Here is a 19,677-nt window from a genome sequence, read left to right as displayed (position 1 = left end):
GTCATGCGAGGCACGAGCGCACCTCCTCCGCGGCGTCGCGGACGGCCGCGGCCATGCCGTCGGGGCCGGCGGCGAGGACGCCCCGGGAGGTCGAGACGAGGACGGTGCGCGCCGCCGCGCCGTAGAGGGCCGCCAGGTCGGAGACGCGAGCCCCCTGGTGGCCGAAGCCGGGCGCGAGGACGGGGACGCCGGTCAGCGCCGCCGTGTCGATGCCGTACGACGCGAGGTCGACGGTCGCCCCGAGCACGAGGCCCACGGAGCCGAGTCGGGTCTCCCCCGCTGCCTGGTCGTCGTCTCGCACCTGGTCGACGATACCTGCCGCCAGGGTCCGTGACGTGCCGTCGGGGCCGGCGACGCTCGCGGTCTGCCCGTCCCGCGCCTCCGGGTTGGAGGTCGCGGCGAGGACGAAGACGCCCGCGCCGACCTGACGGGCCCGGTCGATCGTGCTGCGGAGCGAGTCGAAGCCGAGGTACGGGGACACCGTGAGGGCGTCGACCCGGAGGGGCGAGTCGGGGGCGAACCAGGCCTCGGCGTAGCCGTCCATCGTGCTGCCGACGTCGCCGCGCTTGGCGTCCCCGATCACGATGAGCCCGGCGTGCCTGGCAGCCGCGAGGACGTCCTCGAGCGCGGCGAAGCCGGCCGAGCCCCAGCGCTCGAAGAAGGCCACCTGGGGCTTCACCACCCCGGCCGACCCGGCGGTCGCCTCGACCGCGCGCAGGCCGAGCTCGCGCGCGCCGGCCGCGCTGGTCGGCAGCCCCCACTCGTCGAGGAGCCACGCGTGCGGGTCGATGCCGACGCAGAGGCCCCCGGTCGTCTCGAGGACGTCGGCGAGGCGGGCGCCGAAGGAGGCGGCCGGGACGGCAGCGGCGACGGAGGCGCCCGTCACCGCCGTGCCGCCCGCGCCAGACCGTAGTCCTGCAGGCTCGTGACGTCGAACGGAGTGTGGATGGCCTCGATCGAGGCCACCGCCGCCCCGAGCTGCGCGATCGTGGTGAAGAGGGCCTTGTCGGCCGCGACGGTGGCGGCGCGGATCTCGTAGCCGTCCGCGCGGGCGCTAGAGCCGCTCGGCGTGTTGATCACGATGTCGACCTCGTCCCGGTTGATCAGGTCGACGACGCTCTCGCCGCCGGCGCTGTACTTGCCGACGATCTCGGCCGCGATCCCGTTGCGGATGAGCACGGTCGCCGTGCCCTCGGTCGCGAGCACGCGGAAGCCGAGCTGCTGGAGGCGCAGGACGGGCAGCACGATGGCGCGCTTGTCACGGTCGGCGACGCTGACGAAGACGGTGCCCGTCGTGGGCAGCCCGCCGTACGCCGCCGTCTGGCTCTTCGCGAAGGCGCGGGGGAAGTCCCGGTCGATGCCCATGACCTCGCCGGTGGAGCGCATCTCGGGGCTGAGGACGCTGTCGACGACCTGGCCCTCCTTCGTGCGGAACCGCTTGAACGGGAGCACCGCCTCCTTGACGGAGATCGGGGAGTCGAGCGGCACGTCCGAGCCGTCCTGGGCGGGCAGCAGCCCGCTCTCGACGAGCTCGCGGACGCCCTGGCCGACCATGACGAGCGACGCCGCCTTGGCGAGCGGGATGCCGAGCGCCTTCGAGACGAACGGCACCGTGCGGCTCGCCCGGGGGTTCGCCTCGATCACGTAGAGGACGCCGGCCGCGATCGCGAACTGCACGTTGAGCAGGCCGCGGACGCCGATGCCCTCCGCGATGGCGAGCGTGGCCTCGCGGACGCGGTCGATCTCGCCCTTGCCGAGGGTCACCGGAGGCAGGGTGCAGCTCGAGTCGCCCGAGTGGATGCCCGCCTCCTCGATGTGCTCCATGACGCCGCCGACGTAGAGCTCGGTGCCGTCGTAGAGGGCGTCGACGTCGATCTCCACCGCGTCGTCCAGGAACCGGTCGACGAGCAGGGGCGCGTCCGGTCCGATGATCGCCTGGTCGCTCACGCGGACGAAGTAGTCGGCGAGGGAGGGGCTGTCGTAGACGATCTCCATGCCGCGGCCGCCGAGCACGTACGAGGGGCGGACGAGCACGGGGTAGCCGATCTCCTCGGCGACGGAGACGGCGGTCTCGTAGTCGGTCGCGGTGCCGTTGCGCGGGGCCAGCAGGCCGGCCTCGTCGAGGATCGCGGAGAACAGCCCTCTCTCCTCGGCGGAGTCGATGGCGTCGGGCGAGGTGCCCAGGATCGGGACGCCGGCCGCCTCGAGGCCCTTGGCGAGGCCGAGGGCGGTCTGGCCGCCGAGCTGCACGACGACGCCGACGAGCTCGCCGCTGGCGGACTCGGCGTGCACGACCTCGAGGACGTCCTCGAGGGTGAGCGGCTCGAAGTAGAGCCGGTCGCTCGTGTCGTAGTCGGTCGAGACCGTCTCGGGGTTGCAGTTGACCATGATCGTCTCGTAGCCCGCGTCGCTCAGGGCGAAGCTGGCGTGCACGCACGAGTAGTCGAACTCGACGCCCTGGCCGATGCGGTTCGGGCCCGAGCCGAGGATGACCACCTTGCGGCGGTCGCTCGGGGCGACCTCCGTCTCGAGGTCGTAGCTCGAGTAGTGGTACGGGGTCAGCGCGGGGAACTCCCCCGCGCAGGTGTCGACCGTCTTGAACACGGGGCGCACGCCGAGCGACCAGCGCAGCTCGCGCACCTCCTGCTCGCCGAGCCCGCGCAGCTGGCCGATCTGGACGTCGCTGAAGCCGTGGTCCTTGGCGTGCGCGAACAGCTCGGCGTCGAGCTCGGCCGCGGCGGCGATCTCGTCGGCGACCTCGTTGATGAGGACGACCTGGTCGATGAACCAGGGGTCGATGGCGGTCGAGTCGAAGACCTGCTCGGCCGTGGCGCCGGCACGGAGGGCCTGCTGGACGGTGACGATGCGGCCGTCGGTGGGCGTGTGCGCCAGCGCGAGCAGCGCCTCCCGGTCGCCGGGCTCGCCCTCCCAGTGGAAGCTCGACCCGCGCTTCTCGAGCGAGCGCAGCGACTTCTGCAGCGCCTGGGCGAAGTTGCGGCCGATGGCCATCGCCTCGCCGACGCTCTTCATCGTCGTGCTGAGGGTCGTGTCGGCCGCGGGGAACTTCTCGAAGGCGAACCGGGGCACCTTGACGACGACATAGTCGAGGGTGGGCTCGAAGGAGGCGGGCGTCACCTTCGTGATGTCGTTCGGGATCTCGTCCAGGCGGTACCCGAGGGCCAGCTTCGCGGCGATCTTGGCGATCGGGAAGCCCGTCGCCTTCGACGCCAGCGCGCTGGAGCGCGAGACGCGCGGGTTCATCTCGATGACGATGACACGGCCGTCGGCAGGGTCGATGGCGAACTGGATGTTGCAGCCTCCGGTGTCGACGCCCACCCGGCGGATGATGTCGATCGAGATGTCGCGGAGGTTCTGGTACTCGCGGTCGGTGAGCGTGAGCGCGGGGGCCACCGTGATCGAGTCGCCCGTGTGCACGCCGACCGGGTCGACGTTCTCGATCGAGCAGACGACGACCGTGTTGTCGGCCGTGTCGCGCATCATCTCGAGCTCGTACTCCTTCCAGCCCAGGATGCTCTCCTCGAGCAGGACCTCGGTGGTGGGGCTCTGGTGGAGGCCGTCGGTGACCATGCGGACGAGCTCGTCGCGCGTGTACGCGAAGCCCGAGCCGAGGCCGCCCATCGTGAACGACGGACGGATGACGAGCGGGTAGCCGAGGTCCTCGGCGAAGTCGACCGCCTCCTCGACGGTGTGCGCGATGTACGACTTCGCGACGTCGGCGCCCGACTCGAGCACCAGCTCCTTGAAGAGCTGGCGATCTTCGCCCTTCTGGATCGCCTCGACCTTGGCGCCGATCAGCTCGACGCCGTGCTTGGCGAGGATGCCCTCCTCGTCGAGCGCGATGGCGGCGTTGAGCGCCGTCTGGCCGCCGAGGGTCGGCAGGATCGCGTCGGGTCGCTCCTTGACGATGATCGCCTCGAGGACCTCGGACGTGATGGGCTCGACGTAGGTGGCGTCGGCGAAGTCGGGGTCGGTCATGATCGTGGCCGGGTTCGGGTTCACGAGGATGACGCGCACCCCCTCCTCGCGGAGGACGCGGCACGCCTGGGTGCCCGAGTAGTCGAACTCGGCCGCCTGGCCGATGACGATCGGCCCGGAGCCGATGACGAGGACCGAGTTGATGTCTGCGCGCTTGGGCATCAGTTGCTGCTTTCGAGGTCGGAGCCGAAGTCGACGGGCTGGCCGGACTTGCGGGCCACGACCGCCTCGCGGAAGCGGTCGAAGAGGTGGTTGCTGTCGTGGGGCCCGGCCGCCGCCTCGGGGTGGTACTGCACCGAGAAGGCCGGGATGTCGAGGGCGCGGAGGCCCTCGACGACGTTGTCGTTGAGGCTGAAGTGGCTGACCTCGACGCGGCCGAAGCCGGCGGGCGAGTCGAGCACGCCCTCGACGGGGGCGTCGACCGCGAAGCCGTGGTTCTGGCTCGTGATCTCGACCTTGCCGGTCGTCTTGTCGAGCACCGGCTGGTTGATGCCGCGGTGCCCGAAGGGCAGCTTGTACGTGTCGAAGCCGAGGGCCCGGCCGAACAGCTGGTTGCCGAAGCAGATGCCGAAGTAGGGCAGGCCGTCGCGGAGGGCGCCGCGCAGCAGCTCGACCTGGGCGTCGCTGGCCGCGGGGTCGCCGGGGCCGTTCGAGAAGAAGAGCGCGTCGGGCGCGAGGGCGCGGAGCTGCTCCGGCGTCGTGTCCTGCGGGAGGACGTGCACGCGGAAGCCGCGCTGGGCGAGGTAGCGCAGCGTCGACGTCTTGACTCCCAGGTCGAGCACCGCGACGGAGCCGACGAGCTCGCCCTCGGCCTCGAGCACGTAGGGCTCGACGGTCGAGACCTGGCTCGAGAGGCTGAGGCCGCGCATGTCGGCCGAGCCGCGCACGAGGGCGAGCTGCTCGTCGTCGCCGAGCTCGGCGTCGGGTCCGCTGAAGACGCCGCCGCGCATCGAGCCGACGTCGCGGAGGCGGCGGGTCAGCGCGCGGGTGTCGATGCCGCGGATGCCCACGACGCCGTCGGCGACGAGCTGGTCGTCGAGGCTGCCCTGGGCACGGTGGTTCGAGACGACGCGGCTGGCGTCGCGGACGACGAAGCCCGAGACCCAGATGCGACGTGACTCGGGGTCTTCGTCGTTCACGCCCGTGTTGCCGATGTGCGGGGCCGTCATGACGACGATCTGCCCCGCGTAGGACGGGTCGGTGAGGGTCTCCTGGTAGCCGGTCATGCCGGTGGCGAAGACGGTCTCCCCGAGCGTCCGCCCGACGGCGCCGTAGGCGCGGCCGGCGTAGCGGGTCCCGTCTTCGAGCACCAGGACGGCCCGGGTGGTGGTGGACGCGTCAGTCAATGGTCTGCTCTCCTGTGGTGGTGCCGGCCGTGGGGGCCGAGGTCGTGATGGTGCGGACGGCGTCGACGAGCGGGCGGGGGTCGTCCGTGACGCGCAGGTAGGTGTCGACGTCGGTGTCGCCGAGGCTCCAGGCGACGAGCACGAGCCCGTCGGTCTCGACCACGCGGTCGATGGTCCAGGTCGCGCGGCCGACGTCGCGGATCGAGGAGGCGCGGACCAGCTTCGCGGGCTCGCCCGCGATCTCGAGGCGCACGCCCTCCCGGTGCACCGAGATGACGGCCCTGCCCCGGAAGCCGAGCCCGCCGACCACGATCCGGTCGAGCGGGTCGCCCGCCCGGGTCGTCGCGACGTAGAACCCGTCGTGCTCGACGAGCGCCGGCGACAGCGCGTCGGGTGCCGTCTCGGGCAGGGCGATGTCCGCCTGTCGTCGACCTCGGGCGCGCCAGGAGCGGACCATGAGGAGGACGACGAACACGAGCAGGACGAGGATGCCCGCGCCGATCACCCAGCGGTTCACGGGGCACCCGCGGGCTCGGGGGCGGCCAGCACGGCCGCCGCGGCCACCCGTGCGGCGCGGTCGGCGATCTCGCGCTCGTCGACGACGAGGCCGTCACGGACGGTGGCGTAGCCCTGGTGCAGCGTCGCGACGACCTGCCCGGGCAGCGTGTGCCCGAGGAAGGGCGAGTTGCGGCTGCGGCCCGCCAGGTGCTCGGTGCCGAAGGTCCTGCTCACCCCTCGATCGTAGAGGGTGAGCTCGGCGGGCTCCCCGACGGCCAGCGGTCGTCCGTGCCCCTCCACCTGCCCGATGCGCGCCGGTGCGACCGACAGCACGCGGGCCACGTCCGCCCAGCCGATCAGGCCCGTCTCGACCATCGTCCGGTGCACGACGGAGAGAGCGCTCTCGAGGCCGACCATGCCGTTCGCGGCGGCGTCCCACTCGCAGTGCTTCGCCTCCGAGGTGTGCGGGGCGTGGTCGGTGGCGACGATGTCGATCGTGCCGTCGGCGAGGGCCGCCCGCAGCGCCTCCACGTCCTCCGCCCGGCGGAGCGGCGGGTTGACCTTGTAGCGCGAGTCGTAGCTCGAGACCAGGTCCTCGGTGAGGAGGAGGTGGTGCGGAGTGACCTCGGCGGTCACGTCGATGCCCCGCGCCTTGGCCCAGCGCACGACCTCGACGCTGCCCGCGGTCGAGACGTGGCAGACGTGCAGGCGGGCGCCGACGTGGTCGGCGAGCAGGACGTCGCGGGCGATGATCGACTCCTCGGCGACGGCGGGCCAGCCGCCGAGGCCGAGCTCGGCCGACAGGGCGCCCTCGTTCATCTGGGCCCCCTCGGTGAGGCGAGGTTCTTGCGCGTGCTGGGCGACGACTCCCCCGAAGCCCTTGACGTACTCGAGCGCGCGGCGCATCAGCAGGGGGTCGGAGACGCAGTGGCCGTCGTCGGAGAAGACGCGGACGGCCGCGCGGGACCGGGCCATGGCGCCGATCTCGGAGAGCCGGCGGCCCTCGAGGCCCTGGGTGACGGCTCCGATCGGCCGGACCGTGACGTAGCCCGCTCGCTCGCCGAGGGCCTGCACCTGCTCGACGACGCCCGCGGTGTCGGCGACCGGCGACGAGTTGGCCATGGCGTTGACGGCGGTGAACCCGCCGGCGGCGGCCGCGCGGGACCCGGTGAGGACCGTCTCGGCCCCCTCGCCGCCCGGCTCGCGGAGGTGCGTGTGCAGGTCGACGAGGCCGGGCAGCGCCAGCAGGCCGTCGGCGTCGATCACCTCGGCCCCCGTGGCGCTGAGGCCTGAGCCGAGCTCGACGACGACCCCGTCGCGCACGAGGACGTCGGTGCGGGTGCCGTCGACGGTCTCGACGGCGCGGAGCAGGTGGGTGGTGGTCACAGGGAGTCCTCCCGGTCGCCGGCGAGTGTGAGGTAGAGCACGGCCATCCGCACGGCCACGCCGTTGCCGACCTGCTCGCGCACGGTCGAGCGGGGCGAGTCGGCGGCGTCGTCGCCGATCTCGAGGCCGCGGTTCATCGGGCCCGGGTGCATGACGAGCGCCGCGGGCGGCAGGGACCGGAAGCGTGCCGCCCCGAGGCCCCAGGAACGGGCGTACTCGCGGGCGTTGGGGAAGAACGCCTCGGCCATGCGCTCCTGCTGGATGCGCAGCATCATGACGACGTCGGGCTGCACCCGGGCGATCGCCTCGTCGAGGTCGTAGTGCACGTCGACGCCCAGGCGGCTGACGTCGACCGGCAGGAGCGTGGGAGGCGCCACCACCGTCACGTGCGCCCCGAGGGTCCGCAGCAGCCACGCGTTGGACCGCGCGACCCGCGAGTGCAGGATGTCGCCGACGATCAGCACCTCGAGGCCGTCGAGGTCGCGGCCGCGGCTCGCGTCGCCGTGCACCCGACGACGCATCGTGAAGGCGTCGAGCAGGGCCTGCGTCGGGTGCTCGTGCGTGCCGTCGCCCGCGTTGACGATCCCGGCGTCGACCCAGCCGCTGTCCGCGAGGACACGGGGAGCCCCGGACGCCGGGTGCCGGATGACGATGCCGTCGGCGCCCATCGCGGCCAGCGTCTGGGCGGTGTCCTTGAGGGACTCGCCCTTCGAGACGCTCGATCCCTTGGCGGCGAAGTTGATGACGTCGGCGCTGAGGCGCTTGGCCGCCGCCTCGAACGAGATGCGGGTGCGGGTGCTGTCCTCGTAGAAGAGGTTCACGACGGTCGTGCCGCGCAGGGTCGGCAGCTTCTTGACCTGACGGGTCGAGACGTCGGCCATGTCCTCCGCGACGTCGAGGATGCGCACGGCGTCGTCGCGACCGAGGTCGGCGGTGCTGAGGAGGTGCTTCACGCGTCGGCACCGCCCTCGATGGCGACGAGCTCGTCGTCGTCGACGCCGTGCAGCCGCACGAAGATGCGCTCGGCCGCCGACGTGGGCAGGTTCTTGCCGACGAAGTCGGCGCGGATCGGCAGCTCGCGGTGGCCCCGGTCGACGAGCACGGCGAGGCGGACGGCCCGGGGGCGTCCCAGCGCGCTGAGGGCGTCGAGGGCGGCACGGATGGTCCGGCCGGAGTAGAGCACGTCGTCGACGAGCACCACGGTCGCGCCGTCGATGCCGCCGTCGGGCAGGCGCGTGGGCTGGCTGGCCCGCGTCGGGTTGCGGCGCAGGTCGTCGCGGTACATGGTCACGTCGACGGAGCCGGTCGGGACCGCGACGCCGGAGATCGACGAGAGCTGGGCGCCGATGCGCTCGGCGAGGACGACGCCTCGCGTGGGGATGCCCAGCACGACGAGGCCGTCCGGACCCCGGTTCGACTCCAGGACCTCGTGGGAGATGCGCGTCAGGGCGCGCGTGATGTCAGCCTGACTCAGCACGGTGCGTGTGCTCAATCGGACCTCCTTCCCCGCCTCTCGGGACGGAACTTAAAGGACGTCGGTGGTGGTGGTGCCGGCTCGGTCGCCACCCCGTGGAGGGTGCCCGTCGCCGGCACCGAGCCTAGCCGCTCGTGGCGATGCGCCCGAGCAACCCGTTCACGAAGGGAGCCGAGTCGTCCGTGCTGAGCGACTGGGCCAGCTCGACCGCCTCGCTGATCGCCACGTGGTCGGGGACCTCGTCGTTGTGCAGCAGCTCGAAGACGCCGATCCGGAGGATGCCCCGGTCGAGCGTCGGCATGCGGGCCATCGTCCAGCCCTGGGCGTACGTCTCGATCAGCTCGTCGATCTCGCCCTGGTGGTCGATGACGCCCTGGACGAGGTCGCGGGCGTAGCCCCAGCTGGAGTTCCGCTCTGGCTCCTGACGGGCCCGTGCCGTCTCGGCGGCCAGGGCGTCGGTCATGCTGATCTGGCGGATGTCGGCGACGTACAGGACGTCGAGGGCGCGCTTGCGCGCCTTGGTGCGTGCGCTCACTGTGCGGGTGGCCGCCGACTACTCGTTGACGCGGCCGAGGTAGCCGCCGTCGCGCGTGTCGACCTTGACCTTGGTGCCGGTCTCGAGGAACAGCGGGACCTGGATCTCGTAGCCGGTCTCGACGGTGGCCGCCTTCGTGCCGCCGGTGGAGCGGTCGCCCTGCAGGCCGGGCTCGGTGTAGGTGACCTCGAGGACGACGGAGGCGGGGAGCTCGATGTAGAGCGGGTTGCCGTCGTGCAGCGCCATCTGGACGTTCTGGTTCTCGAGCATGAAGTTCTTCGCGTCGCCGACGATGGTGGCGGGCACGTTGATCTGGTCGTAGTCCGTGGTGTCCATGAACACGTACCCGTCGGCCTCGGCGTAGAGGTACGTGTACTCGCGGCGGTCGACGTTGGCGAACTCGATCTTGGTGCCGGCGTTGAAGGTCTTGTCGACGACCTTGCCCGAGCGCACGTTCTTCATCTTGGTGCGGACGAAGGCGCCGCCCTTGCCCGGCTTCACGTGCTGGAACTCGATCACGTTCCAGAGCTGGCCGTCCAGGTCGAGGACGGCGCCGTTCTTGATGTCGTTGGTGGTCGCCATGCGTGCGAGGTCCGATCGGAGTGAGGTGGGTGGGGCCGGATCTGGCCGGGTTCGAGTGTAGCGGACGGGCCGCGAGCCCTCAGGAGCCGATCTCCTGGTACGCCGCGAAGAGCAGGCTCGAGTCGGGGCCGGTTACGACCGTCGGCTTGCCGATGTCGTCGAGCACGATGAACCGGAGCATGCCGGCTCGGGCCTTCTTGTCGCGCTGCATCGTGGCGAGGAGCGTGTTCCAGCGGCCGAGGGGGTAGCTCGTCGGCAGGGTCAGCGACTCGAGGATGCGCCGGTGGCGGTCGACGGCGTCGTCGGACAGACGCCCGGTCAGCCGGCCGAGCTCGGCGGCGAAGACCATCCCGACCGACACCGCGGCCCCGTGCCGCCACTGGTAGCGCTCGGCGTGCTCGACGGCGTGGCCGAGCGTGTGCCCGTAGTTGAGGATCTCCCGGAGGCCCTGCTCGGTGAAGTCCTGGCCGACGACCCGTGCCTTGAGGGCGATCGACAGCTCGACGACCCGTCGGAACTCGGGGGTCGTCGGGTCGACGGCACGGTCGACGTCGGCCTCGACGATGTCGAGGATCTCGGGCTCGGCGATGAAGCCGGCCTTCACGACCTCGGCGAAGCCCGCGAGGATCTCGTTGCGGCTCAGCGTGTCGAGCATGTCGAGGTCGGCCACCACGGCCGTCGGGGCCCAGAAGGCGCCCACGAGGTTCTTGCCCTCGGCGGTGTTGATGCCGGTCTTGCCGCCGACGCTCGCGTCGACCATGCCGAGCACGGTCGTCGGCACCTGGACGAGCTGTACGCCTCGGAGCCAGGTCGCGGCGACGAAGCCGGCGAGATCGGTCACGGCTCCCCCGCCGAGGCCGATCACCGCGTCGGTCCGGGTGAAGTCGGCCTGGCCCAGCACCTGCCAACAGAACGCCGCCACCTCGACGCGCTTGGCGTCCTCCGAGTCGGGGACCTCGGCGATGAGGGCCTCGAGGCCGGCCTCGACCAGCGCGTCGCGCAGCTCGTTCGCCTTGCGCCCGAGCGTCGGCGCGTGCACGATCAGGACCTTCTTCGTCTGCGGTCCGAGCAGGGCGGGGATGCGCGAGCGGACCCCGTGGCCGACGAGGACGTCGTAGGGGGCCTCGCCCTCGACGCGGATGGTGGTGACATCGGTCGTCTCGTCGGTCATGCGTCGTCTTCCTGTCGGTGGTGCGGGAGGTCGGGTGAGCCGGCAGCGGCAGCGGCAGCGGCAGCGGCGGCGGCGAGCCAGGCGACCACGTCGTCGACGACGTGGGAGACGGGGCGTCTCGACGTGTCGACGACCACGTCGGCCAGGCTGCGGTAGACCGGCTCGCGCTCGAGCGCGATGGCCCGCCAGGCGTCCATCCCGCCCTCGGCGAGCAAGGGACGGCTCGAGCCCGCGAGCCGATCCGCCACCGCCTCGGGCGTCACCGTGAGGAGGACCACGGAGGCGCTCCGGAGGCGCTCCCGGGTGAGCGGGTCGAGCACCGCGCCTCCTCCGAGCGAGACCACGCCGGTCGAGGCGAGCGCCTCGGCGACGACATCGCGCTCCAGCTCGCGGAAGCGCGGCTCGCCGTCACGGGAGAAGATGTCGGCCACGGGGCCGTGCCGTTGCACGAGCAGGCGATCGGTGTCGAGGAACCCCACGCCGAGGCGCCGGGAGAGCTTCTTGCCGATGCTGGACTTGCCCGCGCCCATCGGGCCGATCATCGCCACGGGGCGGTCGAGCGGTGCCGCGCCCGCGGCGTTCGTGTCGGTCGAGGGGGTCACTGGTACTCGGGGTGCTCCCGCATCCACGCCTGCCACACCTTCACGGCGGCCTCGTGCTCGGCCAGCGTCGTCGAGAACGTCGTCTCGCCCGTGTCGAGGTTCGTCGTCACGAAGTACAGCCACGTGCCGTCCGCCGGCGCGATGGCCGCGTTGATCGCGAGGTCTCCCGGGTTGGAGATGGGCCCGACCGGCAGGCCGAGGTGCTGGTACGTGTTGTACGGGTTCGACTCGTCACCGCGCTCCTCGTCGGTCGTCGTGACCCGGTGGGTGTTGCCGGTGCCGTAGGCGACGGTCGCGTCGGACTGCAGGAGCATGCCGTCGTCGAGGCGGTTCTGGAAGACGCGCGCGACCTTCGGGTAGTCGTCCGCGAGACCGGCCTCGCGCTGGATCAGCGAGGCGAAGACGATGACGTGCTGCTGGTCGGCCGGTGCGACGCCGGCGTCGACCAGTCGCTGCTTCATCGTGTCGACGAGGAGCTGCAGGTAGCCGTGCGCGTCGAGCCCGGGATCGAGCTCGTACGTCGCGGGGAACAACCAGCCCTCGAGGGAGGTGGCCTCGGCAGGGAGGCCGAAGGAGGCCACGTCGGCCGCCGCGGCCTGGACGTCGGCCTCGGGGATCTCGGTCGCCGACGAGATGAGGCTGTAGACGTCGGCGGCGGCGGTGCCCTCGGGGATCACGAGCTTGTCGGTAACCCGGTTCGCGCTGTCCTGCAGGGCGCTGACCGCCGACGTCGCGCTCATCTCCTGCTGGAGCGTGTACGTGCCGGGCTGGAAGGTGAGGGTGGTGTCGGCGACGAGCATCGCGTAGACCGACTCGAAGCTGGCAGTGACGCCGCTGTCGAAGAGGTTCGTGGCGATGTCCGAGCCGTTCTCGCCGCTCGTGATCGCGAATGAGACCTCGGTCCCGTTGCCGGCGCCCGGGTAGTCCTCGGGCGCGTCGTTCCCCCCGAGCTTCGCGACGAGGGGCGCGACCGCGCCCCACGCGGCGACGACGCCGGCGGTGCCGCCTCCCACGACGACGAGGGCGATGACGAGGAGGACGATGCCGCCCTTGCGGCTGCGACGGGGCCGGTGGCCGCCGTCGTCGCGGGCGGCACGGCGCTCAGCTCGACGAGGGGCCTTCTCCTGCTCGCGCGTCGCCTTGCGGGTGCTCGGTGCTGCGGCGGGAGGTCGACCGGCGTCGTCCTTCGCCTCGGTGGGGGGCTGGGAGGAGAAGATGTCGTCCCAGTTCGGATCGTCGGCCACGCGTCATCGTCTTTCGTCGGTGTCGGGTCGGTCTCCGGCGCCGTCGTCGACGACCGGGGCGCTCACGAGATGGCCGGGCGGGAGACCGCTCGACCGCTCGAGCTCGAGCGCGTGCTGGACGATGATAACAGCGGCGACTTGATCGATGACGGATCGTTGTCTCTTGCCCTTGCGCCCTGAAGCGCGAAGTGCAGTCTGCGCACTCACCGTCGACAGCCGCTCGTCCACCAGCCGCACGGGAACAGGACACCGGGCCGCGATGGCCGCCGCGAAGTCGCGGGCGTCGCCGGTGGACGCCGTGTCGCCGCCCGACAGCGACAGCGGGAGGCCGACCACCACCTCCACGGCGTCGAGCTCCGACACGTGGCCGAGGATGGCGTCGACGTCAGCCGACCCCGACGCCGCTCGCGGCACCGTCTCGACGGGCGTCGCGATCATGCCTGACGGATCGGTGCGGGCGACGCCGATGCGGGCCTTCCCCACGTCGATGCCGAGGCGCACTCCCGTCCTCACGCGGCGCTCAGGACCGCAGCGCGGCGACGATGCCCGTGAGCGCCGTCGTGATCGCGGTGACGTCGGATCCGCCGCCCTGCGCCAGGTCGTCCTTCCCGCCGCCGCCTCCGCCGAGGATCCCCGCCGCCGTGCGGGCGAGCTGACCCGCCTTGACGCCGGCCGAGCGGGCGGGGGCCGTCGTGGCGACGATGACGGCGGGCTTGCCGGCGACGTCGGCCGCCAGCGCGACCACCGAGGCGGAGTCGCTGCCGAGGCGCTCGCGCACCGACAGGACGAGCGACCGCAGCTCGTCGGTCGTCTTGACCGTGCCCACCGACTCGGCGACGACGGTGAGGGACCCGACGGCAGCTGCCTGCTCGACGAGCGCGGGGACGCGCAGCGACAGCTGCGCCGATTCGAACTCCGCGATCTTCTTCTCGGCCGCGCGCAGGCTGGACACCAGGTCGCCGATCCGCTCCGGGAGCTGCTCGCGCGGCGTCCGGAGCGAGGACGTCAGCTGCGAGACGATGGCCCGCTCCGCGGCGAAGTCGCGGAACGCGTCGAGGCCGACGAGCGACTCCACCCGACGGTTCGTGGAGCCGACGGAGGTCTCGCTGACGAGGTTGATGAGGCCGATCTGGGCGCTCGTGGCGACGTGGGTACCTGCGCACAGCTCCCGCGACCACGGGCCGCCGATGTCGACCATCCGGACCGTCTCGCCGTACTTCTCGCCGAAGAGCGCCATCGCGCCCATCGACCGGGCCTCGTCGAGGGGCAGCACGCGGGTGGTGACGGCGAGGTCCTCGCGCACGGCCGCGTTCGCGACCTCCTCGACCTCGCTGCGGGTGGCCGGGCTGAGCGCCTGGCTCCAGTTGAAGTCGAGGCGGAGGTAGCCGGCCTTGTTGTACGAACCGGCCTGGTGCGCCTCCGGTCCGAGCACCTCCCTGAGCGCGGCGTGCACGAGGTGCGTCGCCGAGTGGGCCTGCGTGGCGCCGCGGCGGTAGGCAGGGTCGACGACGCTGGTGGCGGCGTCGCCGACGCCGACCTCTCCCGAGCGCACCTGGACACGGTGGCTGACCAGGCCCTTGACCGGCTTCTGGACGTCGAGGACCTCGAGGTCGAAGCCCGTGCCGACGATGCTGCCGGCGTCGGCGTCCTGGCCGCCCGACTCGGCGTACAGCGACGTCTCGGCGAGGATCACCTCGGCGATGTCGCCCGCGACGGCGCGGTCGACGCTGGCGCCGTCGACGATGAGGCCGAGCACGCGCGTCTCGGTGTCGAGCACGTCGTACCCGGTGAACACGGTCTCGCCCTGCGCACGGAAGGCGCTGTAGACGCTCAGGTCGGCGAGGGCCACCTTGCGCGACTTGGCGTCGGCCTTGGCGCGGGCGCGCTGCTCGCTCATGAGCCGGTCGAACGCCTCACGGTCGACCGTGAGGCCGCTCTCCTCGGCGATCTCGAGGGTGAGGTCGATCGGGAACCCGAAGGTGTCGTGCAGCAGGAAGGCCGTGTCGCCGGCCAGGCGGGGCTGGGTGCCTGCCCCTGCCGCGTCCTTGGTGTCCTCGACGGCGATGTCGAGGATGCTCGTGCCGGCGGCCAGGGTGCGGAGGAACGTCTCCTCCTCGGCGAAGGCGAGGCCCGAGATCCTGTCCCAGTCGCGCTCGACCTCGGGGTAGGCCGACTTCATCGCGTCGCGGGACGCTGCGAACAGGACCGGGAAGGTGGTGCCCTCGACGCCCAGGAGGCGCATCGATCGGACCGAGCGCCGCAGCAGGCGGCGCAGGATGTAGCCGCGGCCCTCGTTGGACGGCCGGACGCCGTCACTCATGAGCATCAGGGCACTGCGGACGTGGTCGGCGATGACGCGCATCCGCACGTCGTCGTCGTGGACGGCGCCGTAGCGGCGCCCGGACAGCTCGGAGGCGGCGTCGAGCACGGGACGGACCTGGTCGATCTCGTACATGTTGTCGACGCCCTGCTTGAGGAACGCGACACGTTCCAGGCCCATGCCGGTGTCGATGTTCTTGTTCGGCAGCTCGCGGACGATGTCGAAATCGACCTTCGACCGGACGTTCTCGATCTGGTACTGCATGAACACCAGGTTCCAGATCTCGACGTAGCGGTCGTCGTCCGTGGCGGGGCCTCCGTCGGCGCCGTAGGCCGGGCCGCGATCGAAGAAGATCTCGGAGCACGGGCCCGCGGGGCCGGGCTGGCCGGTGTGCCAGTAGTTGGTGTCCTTGCCGAGGCGCTGGATGCGCTCGTCGGGGAGGCCCGCCACCTTCTTCCAGAGGGCGATCGCCTCGTCGTCCTCCTCGTAGACGGTGACCCAGAGGTCGTCGGGCGAGAACGCGAGGCCGCCGTCGGCCTCGCTCGAGGTCAGCAGCTCCCAGGCGTAGCCGATGGCCTCCTCCTTGAAGTAGTCGCCGAACGAGAAGTTGCCGTTCATCTGGAAGAACGTGCCGTGCCGGGGGGTCTTGCCGACCTCCTCGATGTCGTTGGTGCGGATGCACTTCTGCACGCTCGTCGCGCGCGCGTACGGGGTCGGCACGAGACCGGTCAGGTACGGGATGAACGGCACCATGCCGGCCACGGTGAAGAGCAGCGACGGGTCGTCGCTGACCAGCGAGGCGGACGGGACGACGGTGTGCCCGCGCTCCCCGAAGTAGTCGAGCCAACGGCGGCGGATCTCGGCGGTCTGCATGGTTCTCCTGAGGGAGGGGGTCGGTCGGTGGGGCTGCTGACGAGGAGGCGGCGGGCGCCTCGCGCGGTCAGCTCGCGTTGATGGTGCCGGCCGGCCCTGCCGTGGGCTCGCCGTCGTCGCTCGGGTCCGCGGCACGGAGCTCGGCGTCGCGGGAGCGGTACCCGTCGACCACCGCGGCGCGGAAGTGGTCGAGTCCGCCGTCGAGCTCGCCGAAGAACCGGCGGCCACGCGGGGTCGAGTTGAGGAGGTGCGCACCGACGAGGCCGAGCGCGACTCCGACGGACAGCAGGACCAGGTTCTTCACGGGTGCTCCTCACGACGTGTCCCGTGACGAGCACACGGGACGACACGTCAGCCTACTTCGTCGTCGTCGTCCGCCGGGAACGGCGGAGGGAGGAGCTCGATCGGGAACGACCGAGGGAGCGCCCCACGTGACGTGGAGCGCTCCCTCGGAAGCGGTGCGGGTGGTGCTAGCGGGCTGCGTAGTACTCGACGACCAGCTGGACCTCGCAGGTCACGGGGACCTCGGCGCGCTTCGGGCGACGCACGAGGCGGGCCTGCAGCTTGTCGATCTCGACCTCGAGGTAGCCCGGGGTCTTGGGCAGCAGGTCGACGTGGCCGCCGGCCGCGGCGACCTGGAAGGGCTCGGTCGTCTCGCTCTTGGCCTTGACGTGGATCATCTGGCCGGGCTTGACGCGGAACGAGGGGCGGTCGACGAGCTTGCCGTCGACGAGGATGTGACGGTGCACGACCATCTGGCGAGCCTGCGCCGTGGTGCGGGCGAAGCCGGCACGCAGGACGAGGGCGTCGAGACGGGTCTCGAGCAGCTCGACCAGGTTCTCACCGGTCAGGCCCGAGGCCTTGCGGGCCTCGTTGAAGACGATCTTGAGCTGGGCCTCGCGGATGCCGTACTGGGCACGCAGGCGCTGCTTCTCGCGGAGACGGACGGCGTAGTCGCTGTCGGTCTTGCGCTTGGTGCGGCCGTGCTCGCCGGGAGCGTAGGGACGCTTCTCGAGGTAGCGGGCGGCCTTCGGGGTGAGGGCGATGCCGAGAGCACGCGAGAGACGCGTCTTGCTCCGGGTGCGGGACTTGGTGGACATGCGTGTTCCTATCGAGATCTTGTCGGTGGTGATGTTCCGCCAGCCAGGCGCGTGAGCGCCGACGGGCCTAACAAGAGGGATGATCGCCGCGGTGGAGACCGGCTACAGGTCGGACCACCTTGGTCGGGTCGTCATCAGCAGCCGCGCGTCGACGCCCGAGTGCAGGCAACCCCCCGAGCATACAGGAGCACGGTCTGGCGGGCGACCCCGACGTGGGCGCGTGTCGCCGACCAGCTGACGGCCTCTCGCCCGGCATCAGCCGCCGCGGGTGATCCGACGCAGCTTCTCGAGCCGGGCGGCGACGTCGCGCTCGTTGCCGTTGGCCGTCGGGTCGTAGTACGTGCGACCGACGAGCTCGTCAGGCAGGTACTGCTGCTCGACGACCCCGAACTCGGAGTCGTGCGAGTACTTGTAGCCCTTGCCGTGGCCGAGGCGCTTCGCACCCGGGTAGTGCGCGTCGCGGAGGTGCTTGGGCACCGGGCCGGCCGCACCGGCACGGACGTCGGCGATCGCGGCGTCGAGGGCGCTGTAGGAACGGTTGGACTTCGGTGCGGTCGCCAGGTAGACGACGGCCTCGGCCATCGGGATGCGCCCCTCCGGCATGCCGATCATCTGCACGGCGGTGGCCGCCGAGACGGCGACCGTGAGGGCGTTCGGGTCGGCCATGCCGATGTCCTCGCCGGCGGACACGATGATGCGACGGCAGATGAAGCGAGGATCCTCGCCGGCCTCGATCATCCGGGCGAGGTAGTGCAGCGCGGCGTCGACGTCGGAGCCGCGGACCGACTTGATGAAGGCGCTGATGACGTCGTAGTGCTCGTCGCCGTTGCGGTCGTAGCGGAGCAGCGCCCGGTCGACCGACTGGGCCACCGTCTCGGCCGTGATCACCGGCCGGTCGTCGGCGTCGTCCGGGTCGTCGTACTCGGCGTCGGGGTCGTAGTCGGCGTCGGCGTCGGCGGACGGGTCGTCAGGACGGGCTCCGCGCGCCTCCTCGGCGGTCGCGGCGGCGGAGTGGGCCGAGGCCTCGAGGGCGGTCAGCGCCCGACGGGCGTCTCCGGACGCGAGGCGGACGATCGTCGCCAGCGCCTCGTCGTCCAGCACGACCCTGTCGGCCAGGCCGCGGGGGTCGACGACCGCCCGCCGGACGAGGTCTCCGAGGTCGTCGTCGCTCAGCTGCTCGAGCGTGAGCAACAGCGACCGGGAGAGCAGCGGCGTGATGACGGAGAACGACGGGTTCTCGGTCGTCGCCGCGATGAGGATCACCCAGCCGTTCTCGACTCCCGGCAGCAGCGCGTCCTGCTGCGCCTTCGTGAAGCGGTGGATCTCGTCGAGGAACAGGACGGTCGTCGTGCCGTAGAGGTCGCGGTTCGTCAGCGCCTTCTCCATCACCTGCCGGACGTCCTTCACGCCGGCCGTCACCGCCGAGAGCTCGATGAACTGCCGCCCCGACGTGTGGGCGATCGCCTGCGCGAGCGTGGTCTTGCCGGTGCCGGGCGGGCCCCAGAGGATGACGGAGACGGCGCCCTGCTCGCCGGTGGTGTCGCTCGCCAGGGTGACGAGCGGGGAGCCGGGCCGGAGGAGGTGTCGCTGACCGGCGACCTCGTCGAGGCTGGTGGGGCGCATGCGGACCGCGAGGGGGGTCGAGCTCTGCGGGAGCGGGCTCATGAGGACCAATGGTAGACCGGGCCGCCGACACCGACCGGCGGCTCGGATACAGTCGTCCGGGACATCACCGGCATGGAGGACACGTGGCACCGAGCAGGAACCAGGACCGTGAGGCACGCGACCGGCTGAGGGCGTACACGGCCCGCCAGCGGGTGCACGAGACGCAGGTGCGCCGCCGTCGCCGGGACAACCTCCTCGCCGCCGTCGGCGTCGTGGTCGTGGTCGGCCTCGCGGTCGTCACCCAGGTGGTGTGGAACACGGACGGCAGCGCCGACGAGGCCACCGCCTCCGCCAGCCCCTCCCCCTCGGAATCGGCGTCGGCGACCGGGGACGTCCCCAGCGCCGACATCGCCGAGGGACGCACCTGGACGGGGCAGCTCGACCTCAACGACGACGTCCAGCTCGGCGTCGAGCTCGACGGGGCCACGGCGCCCCAGGCCGCCTCGGTGATCATCGACCTCGCGCAGCAGGGCTTCTACACCGACACGACCTGCCACCGGATGAGCGACGCCGAGACGGCGAAGTTCATCCAGTGCGGCTCGGCGAACGGCGACGGCACGGGCGACGCGGGCTTCACCTTCGGGCCCCTCGAGAACGTGCCGGCCGACGGCCTCTACCCGACCGGCACCATCGCGATGGCGAGGGGCGCCGAGCCGGACTCGCAGTCGACCCAGTTCTTCGTCACCTACGGGGACACCTACCTCGACGCGTCGACGGGCGGCTACACCGTCGTCGGCCGGGTCACGAGCGGCCTCGACCAGCTCACGGCGAACATCACGGACGCGGGCCTGACCCCGTCCACCGCCGAGGTCCCGAACGACGGCGCCCCGGTCGTGCCGACCACGATCACGTCACTGACGCTGGAGTAGGCGGGCGTCCCTGCTC

The 19,677-nt window shown here is 71.7% G+C and carries 18 protein-coding genes; 1 reads left to right on the top strand and 17 read right to left on the bottom strand.

The annotated features are described in order from the left end of the window. Position 1: 1 nt before the first annotated feature. The 17 genes from pyrF to RWM17_RS02030 form a co-directional block, all read right to left on the bottom strand. A complete protein-coding gene (gene pyrF, locus RWM17_RS02110) occupies positions 2 to 886 on the bottom strand; it encodes an orotidine-5'-phosphate decarboxylase (RefSeq protein WP_314100911.1) in 885 nt (294 codons plus the stop codon). Further along, complete coding sequence (gene carB / locus RWM17_RS02105; protein WP_314100909.1) at positions 883 to 4,158, bottom strand: carbamoyl-phosphate synthase large subunit; 3,276 nt, start codon at positions 4,156 to 4,158, stop codon at positions 883 to 885. Before carB ends, pyrF begins: the two co-directional genes overlap by 4 nt. After that, positions 4,158 to 5,342 carry a glutamine-hydrolyzing carbamoyl-phosphate synthase small subunit gene (gene carA / locus RWM17_RS02100; RefSeq protein ID WP_314100907.1) on the bottom strand — a complete coding sequence of 395 codons (1,185 nt, stop codon included), beginning with the start codon at positions 5,340 to 5,342 and terminating at the stop codon, positions 4,158 to 4,160. The genes carB and carA overlap by 1 nt, the downstream gene beginning before the upstream one ends. Further along, positions 5,335 to 5,859 (bottom strand): hypothetical protein, encoded by a 525-nt coding sequence (locus RWM17_RS02095; protein ID WP_314100906.1) that lies wholly within the window; start codon positions 5,857 to 5,859, stop codon positions 5,335 to 5,337. Before RWM17_RS02095 ends, carA begins: the two co-directional genes overlap by 8 nt. After that, positions 5,856 to 7,226 carry a dihydroorotase gene (locus tag RWM17_RS02090; protein WP_314100904.1) on the bottom strand — a complete coding sequence of 457 codons (1,371 nt, stop codon included), beginning with the start codon at positions 7,224 to 7,226 and terminating at the stop codon, positions 5,856 to 5,858. The genes RWM17_RS02095 and RWM17_RS02090 overlap by 4 nt, the downstream gene beginning before the upstream one ends. Beyond that, positions 7,223 to 8,179 (bottom strand): aspartate carbamoyltransferase catalytic subunit, encoded by a 957-nt coding sequence (locus RWM17_RS02085; RefSeq protein WP_314100902.1) that lies wholly within the window; start codon positions 8,177 to 8,179, stop codon positions 7,223 to 7,225. The genes RWM17_RS02090 and RWM17_RS02085 overlap by 4 nt, the downstream gene beginning before the upstream one ends. Next, complete coding sequence (gene pyrR / locus RWM17_RS02080) at positions 8,176 to 8,718, bottom strand: bifunctional pyr operon transcriptional regulator/uracil phosphoribosyltransferase PyrR (RefSeq protein ID WP_314100899.1); 543 nt, start codon at positions 8,716 to 8,718, stop codon at positions 8,176 to 8,178. Before pyrR ends, RWM17_RS02085 begins: the two co-directional genes overlap by 4 nt. 106 nt (positions 8,719 to 8,824) lie before the next feature. Next, positions 8,825 to 9,235 (bottom strand): transcription antitermination factor NusB, encoded by a 411-nt coding sequence (gene nusB / locus RWM17_RS02075; protein WP_146900715.1) that lies wholly within the window; start codon positions 9,233 to 9,235, stop codon positions 8,825 to 8,827. 18 nt (positions 9,236 to 9,253) lie between these two features. Beyond that, on the bottom strand, positions 9,254 to 9,817 hold the full coding sequence (efp, locus tag RWM17_RS02070) for an elongation factor P (protein ID WP_123545904.1): 564 nt from the start codon (positions 9,815 to 9,817) through the stop codon (positions 9,254 to 9,256). A gap of 79 nt (positions 9,818 to 9,896) precedes the next feature. After that, the gene (gene aroB / locus RWM17_RS02065) at positions 9,897 to 10,988 is read right to left on the bottom strand and encodes a 3-dehydroquinate synthase (protein ID WP_314100896.1); all 1,092 of its coding nucleotides are present in this window, start codon (positions 10,986 to 10,988) and stop codon (positions 9,897 to 9,899) included. Next, positions 10,985 to 11,590, bottom strand: coding sequence for a shikimate kinase (locus RWM17_RS02060; RefSeq protein ID WP_314100894.1), 606 nt, complete (start codon positions 11,588 to 11,590; stop codon positions 10,985 to 10,987). The genes aroB and RWM17_RS02060 overlap by 4 nt, the downstream gene beginning before the upstream one ends. Continuing rightward, the gene (gene mltG, locus RWM17_RS02055) at positions 11,587 to 12,834 is read right to left on the bottom strand and encodes an endolytic transglycosylase MltG (protein ID WP_314100893.1); all 1,248 of its coding nucleotides are present in this window, start codon (positions 12,832 to 12,834) and stop codon (positions 11,587 to 11,589) included. Before mltG ends, RWM17_RS02060 begins: the two co-directional genes overlap by 4 nt. 3 nt (positions 12,835 to 12,837) lie before the next feature. Beyond that, positions 12,838 to 13,347 (bottom strand): Holliday junction resolvase RuvX, encoded by a 510-nt coding sequence (ruvX, locus tag RWM17_RS02050; protein WP_314100892.1) that lies wholly within the window; start codon positions 13,345 to 13,347, stop codon positions 12,838 to 12,840. Between the two features lie 7 nt (positions 13,348 to 13,354). After that, the gene (gene alaS / locus RWM17_RS02045) at positions 13,355 to 16,027 is read right to left on the bottom strand and encodes an alanine--tRNA ligase (RefSeq protein WP_314100891.1); all 2,673 of its coding nucleotides are present in this window, start codon (positions 16,025 to 16,027) and stop codon (positions 13,355 to 13,357) included. 67 nt (positions 16,028 to 16,094) lie between these two features. Continuing rightward, positions 16,095 to 16,331, bottom strand: coding sequence for a hypothetical protein (locus tag RWM17_RS02040; RefSeq protein WP_314100890.1), 237 nt, complete (start codon positions 16,329 to 16,331; stop codon positions 16,095 to 16,097). A 166-nt stretch (positions 16,332 to 16,497) separates the two neighbouring features. Further along, positions 16,498 to 17,127, bottom strand: a complete 630-nt coding sequence (gene rpsD, locus RWM17_RS02035; RefSeq protein ID WP_146900693.1) for a 30S ribosomal protein S4 — start codon at positions 17,125 to 17,127, stop codon at positions 16,498 to 16,500. Between the two features lie 255 nt (positions 17,128 to 17,382). Further along, on the bottom strand, positions 17,383 to 18,792 hold the full coding sequence (locus RWM17_RS02030; RefSeq protein ID WP_123545918.1) for a replication-associated recombination protein A: 1,410 nt from the start codon (positions 18,790 to 18,792) through the stop codon (positions 17,383 to 17,385). An 83-nt stretch (positions 18,793 to 18,875) separates the two neighbouring features. On the opposite strand from RWM17_RS02030, the gene RWM17_RS02025 reads away from it, so the two are divergent. Then, complete coding sequence (locus tag RWM17_RS02025; RefSeq protein ID WP_314100889.1) at positions 18,876 to 19,661, top strand: peptidylprolyl isomerase; 786 nt, start codon at positions 18,876 to 18,878, stop codon at positions 19,659 to 19,661. Positions 19,662 to 19,677 lie beyond the last annotated feature (16 nt).

This window comes from uncultured Frigoribacterium sp. (assembly GCF_963515265.1).
Taxonomy (GTDB): Bacteria; Actinomycetota; Actinomycetes; order Actinomycetales; family Microbacteriaceae; genus Frigoribacterium.
Note: the sequence above shows the minus strand (reverse complement) of the source record. Positions and strands in the feature narration are given on the sequence as shown.

What these genes read in the sequence shown, in the direction of transcription:
- carB (WP_314100909.1), bottom strand. Translation starts at nt 4,158, where the DNA reads ATGCCCAAGCGCGCAGACATCAACTCGGTCCTCGTCATCGGCTCCGGG.
- efp (WP_123545904.1), bottom strand. Translation starts at nt 9,817, where the DNA reads ATGGCGACCACCAACGACATCAAGAACGGCGCCGTCCTCGACCTGGAC.
- aroB (WP_314100896.1), bottom strand. Translation starts at nt 10,988, where the DNA reads ATGACCGACGAGACGACCGATGTCACCACCATCCGCGTCGAGGGCGAG.
- alaS (WP_314100891.1), bottom strand. Translation starts at nt 16,027, where the DNA reads ATGCAGACCGCCGAGATCCGCCGCCGTTGGCTCGACTACTTCGGGGAG.
- rpsD (WP_146900693.1), bottom strand. Translation starts at nt 17,127, where the DNA reads ATGTCCACCAAGTCCCGCACCCGGAGCAAGACGCGTCTCTCGCGTGCT.
- RWM17_RS02030 (WP_123545918.1), bottom strand. Translation starts at nt 18,792, where the DNA reads ATGAGCCCGCTCCCGCAGAGCTCGACCCCCCTCGCGGTCCGCATGCGC.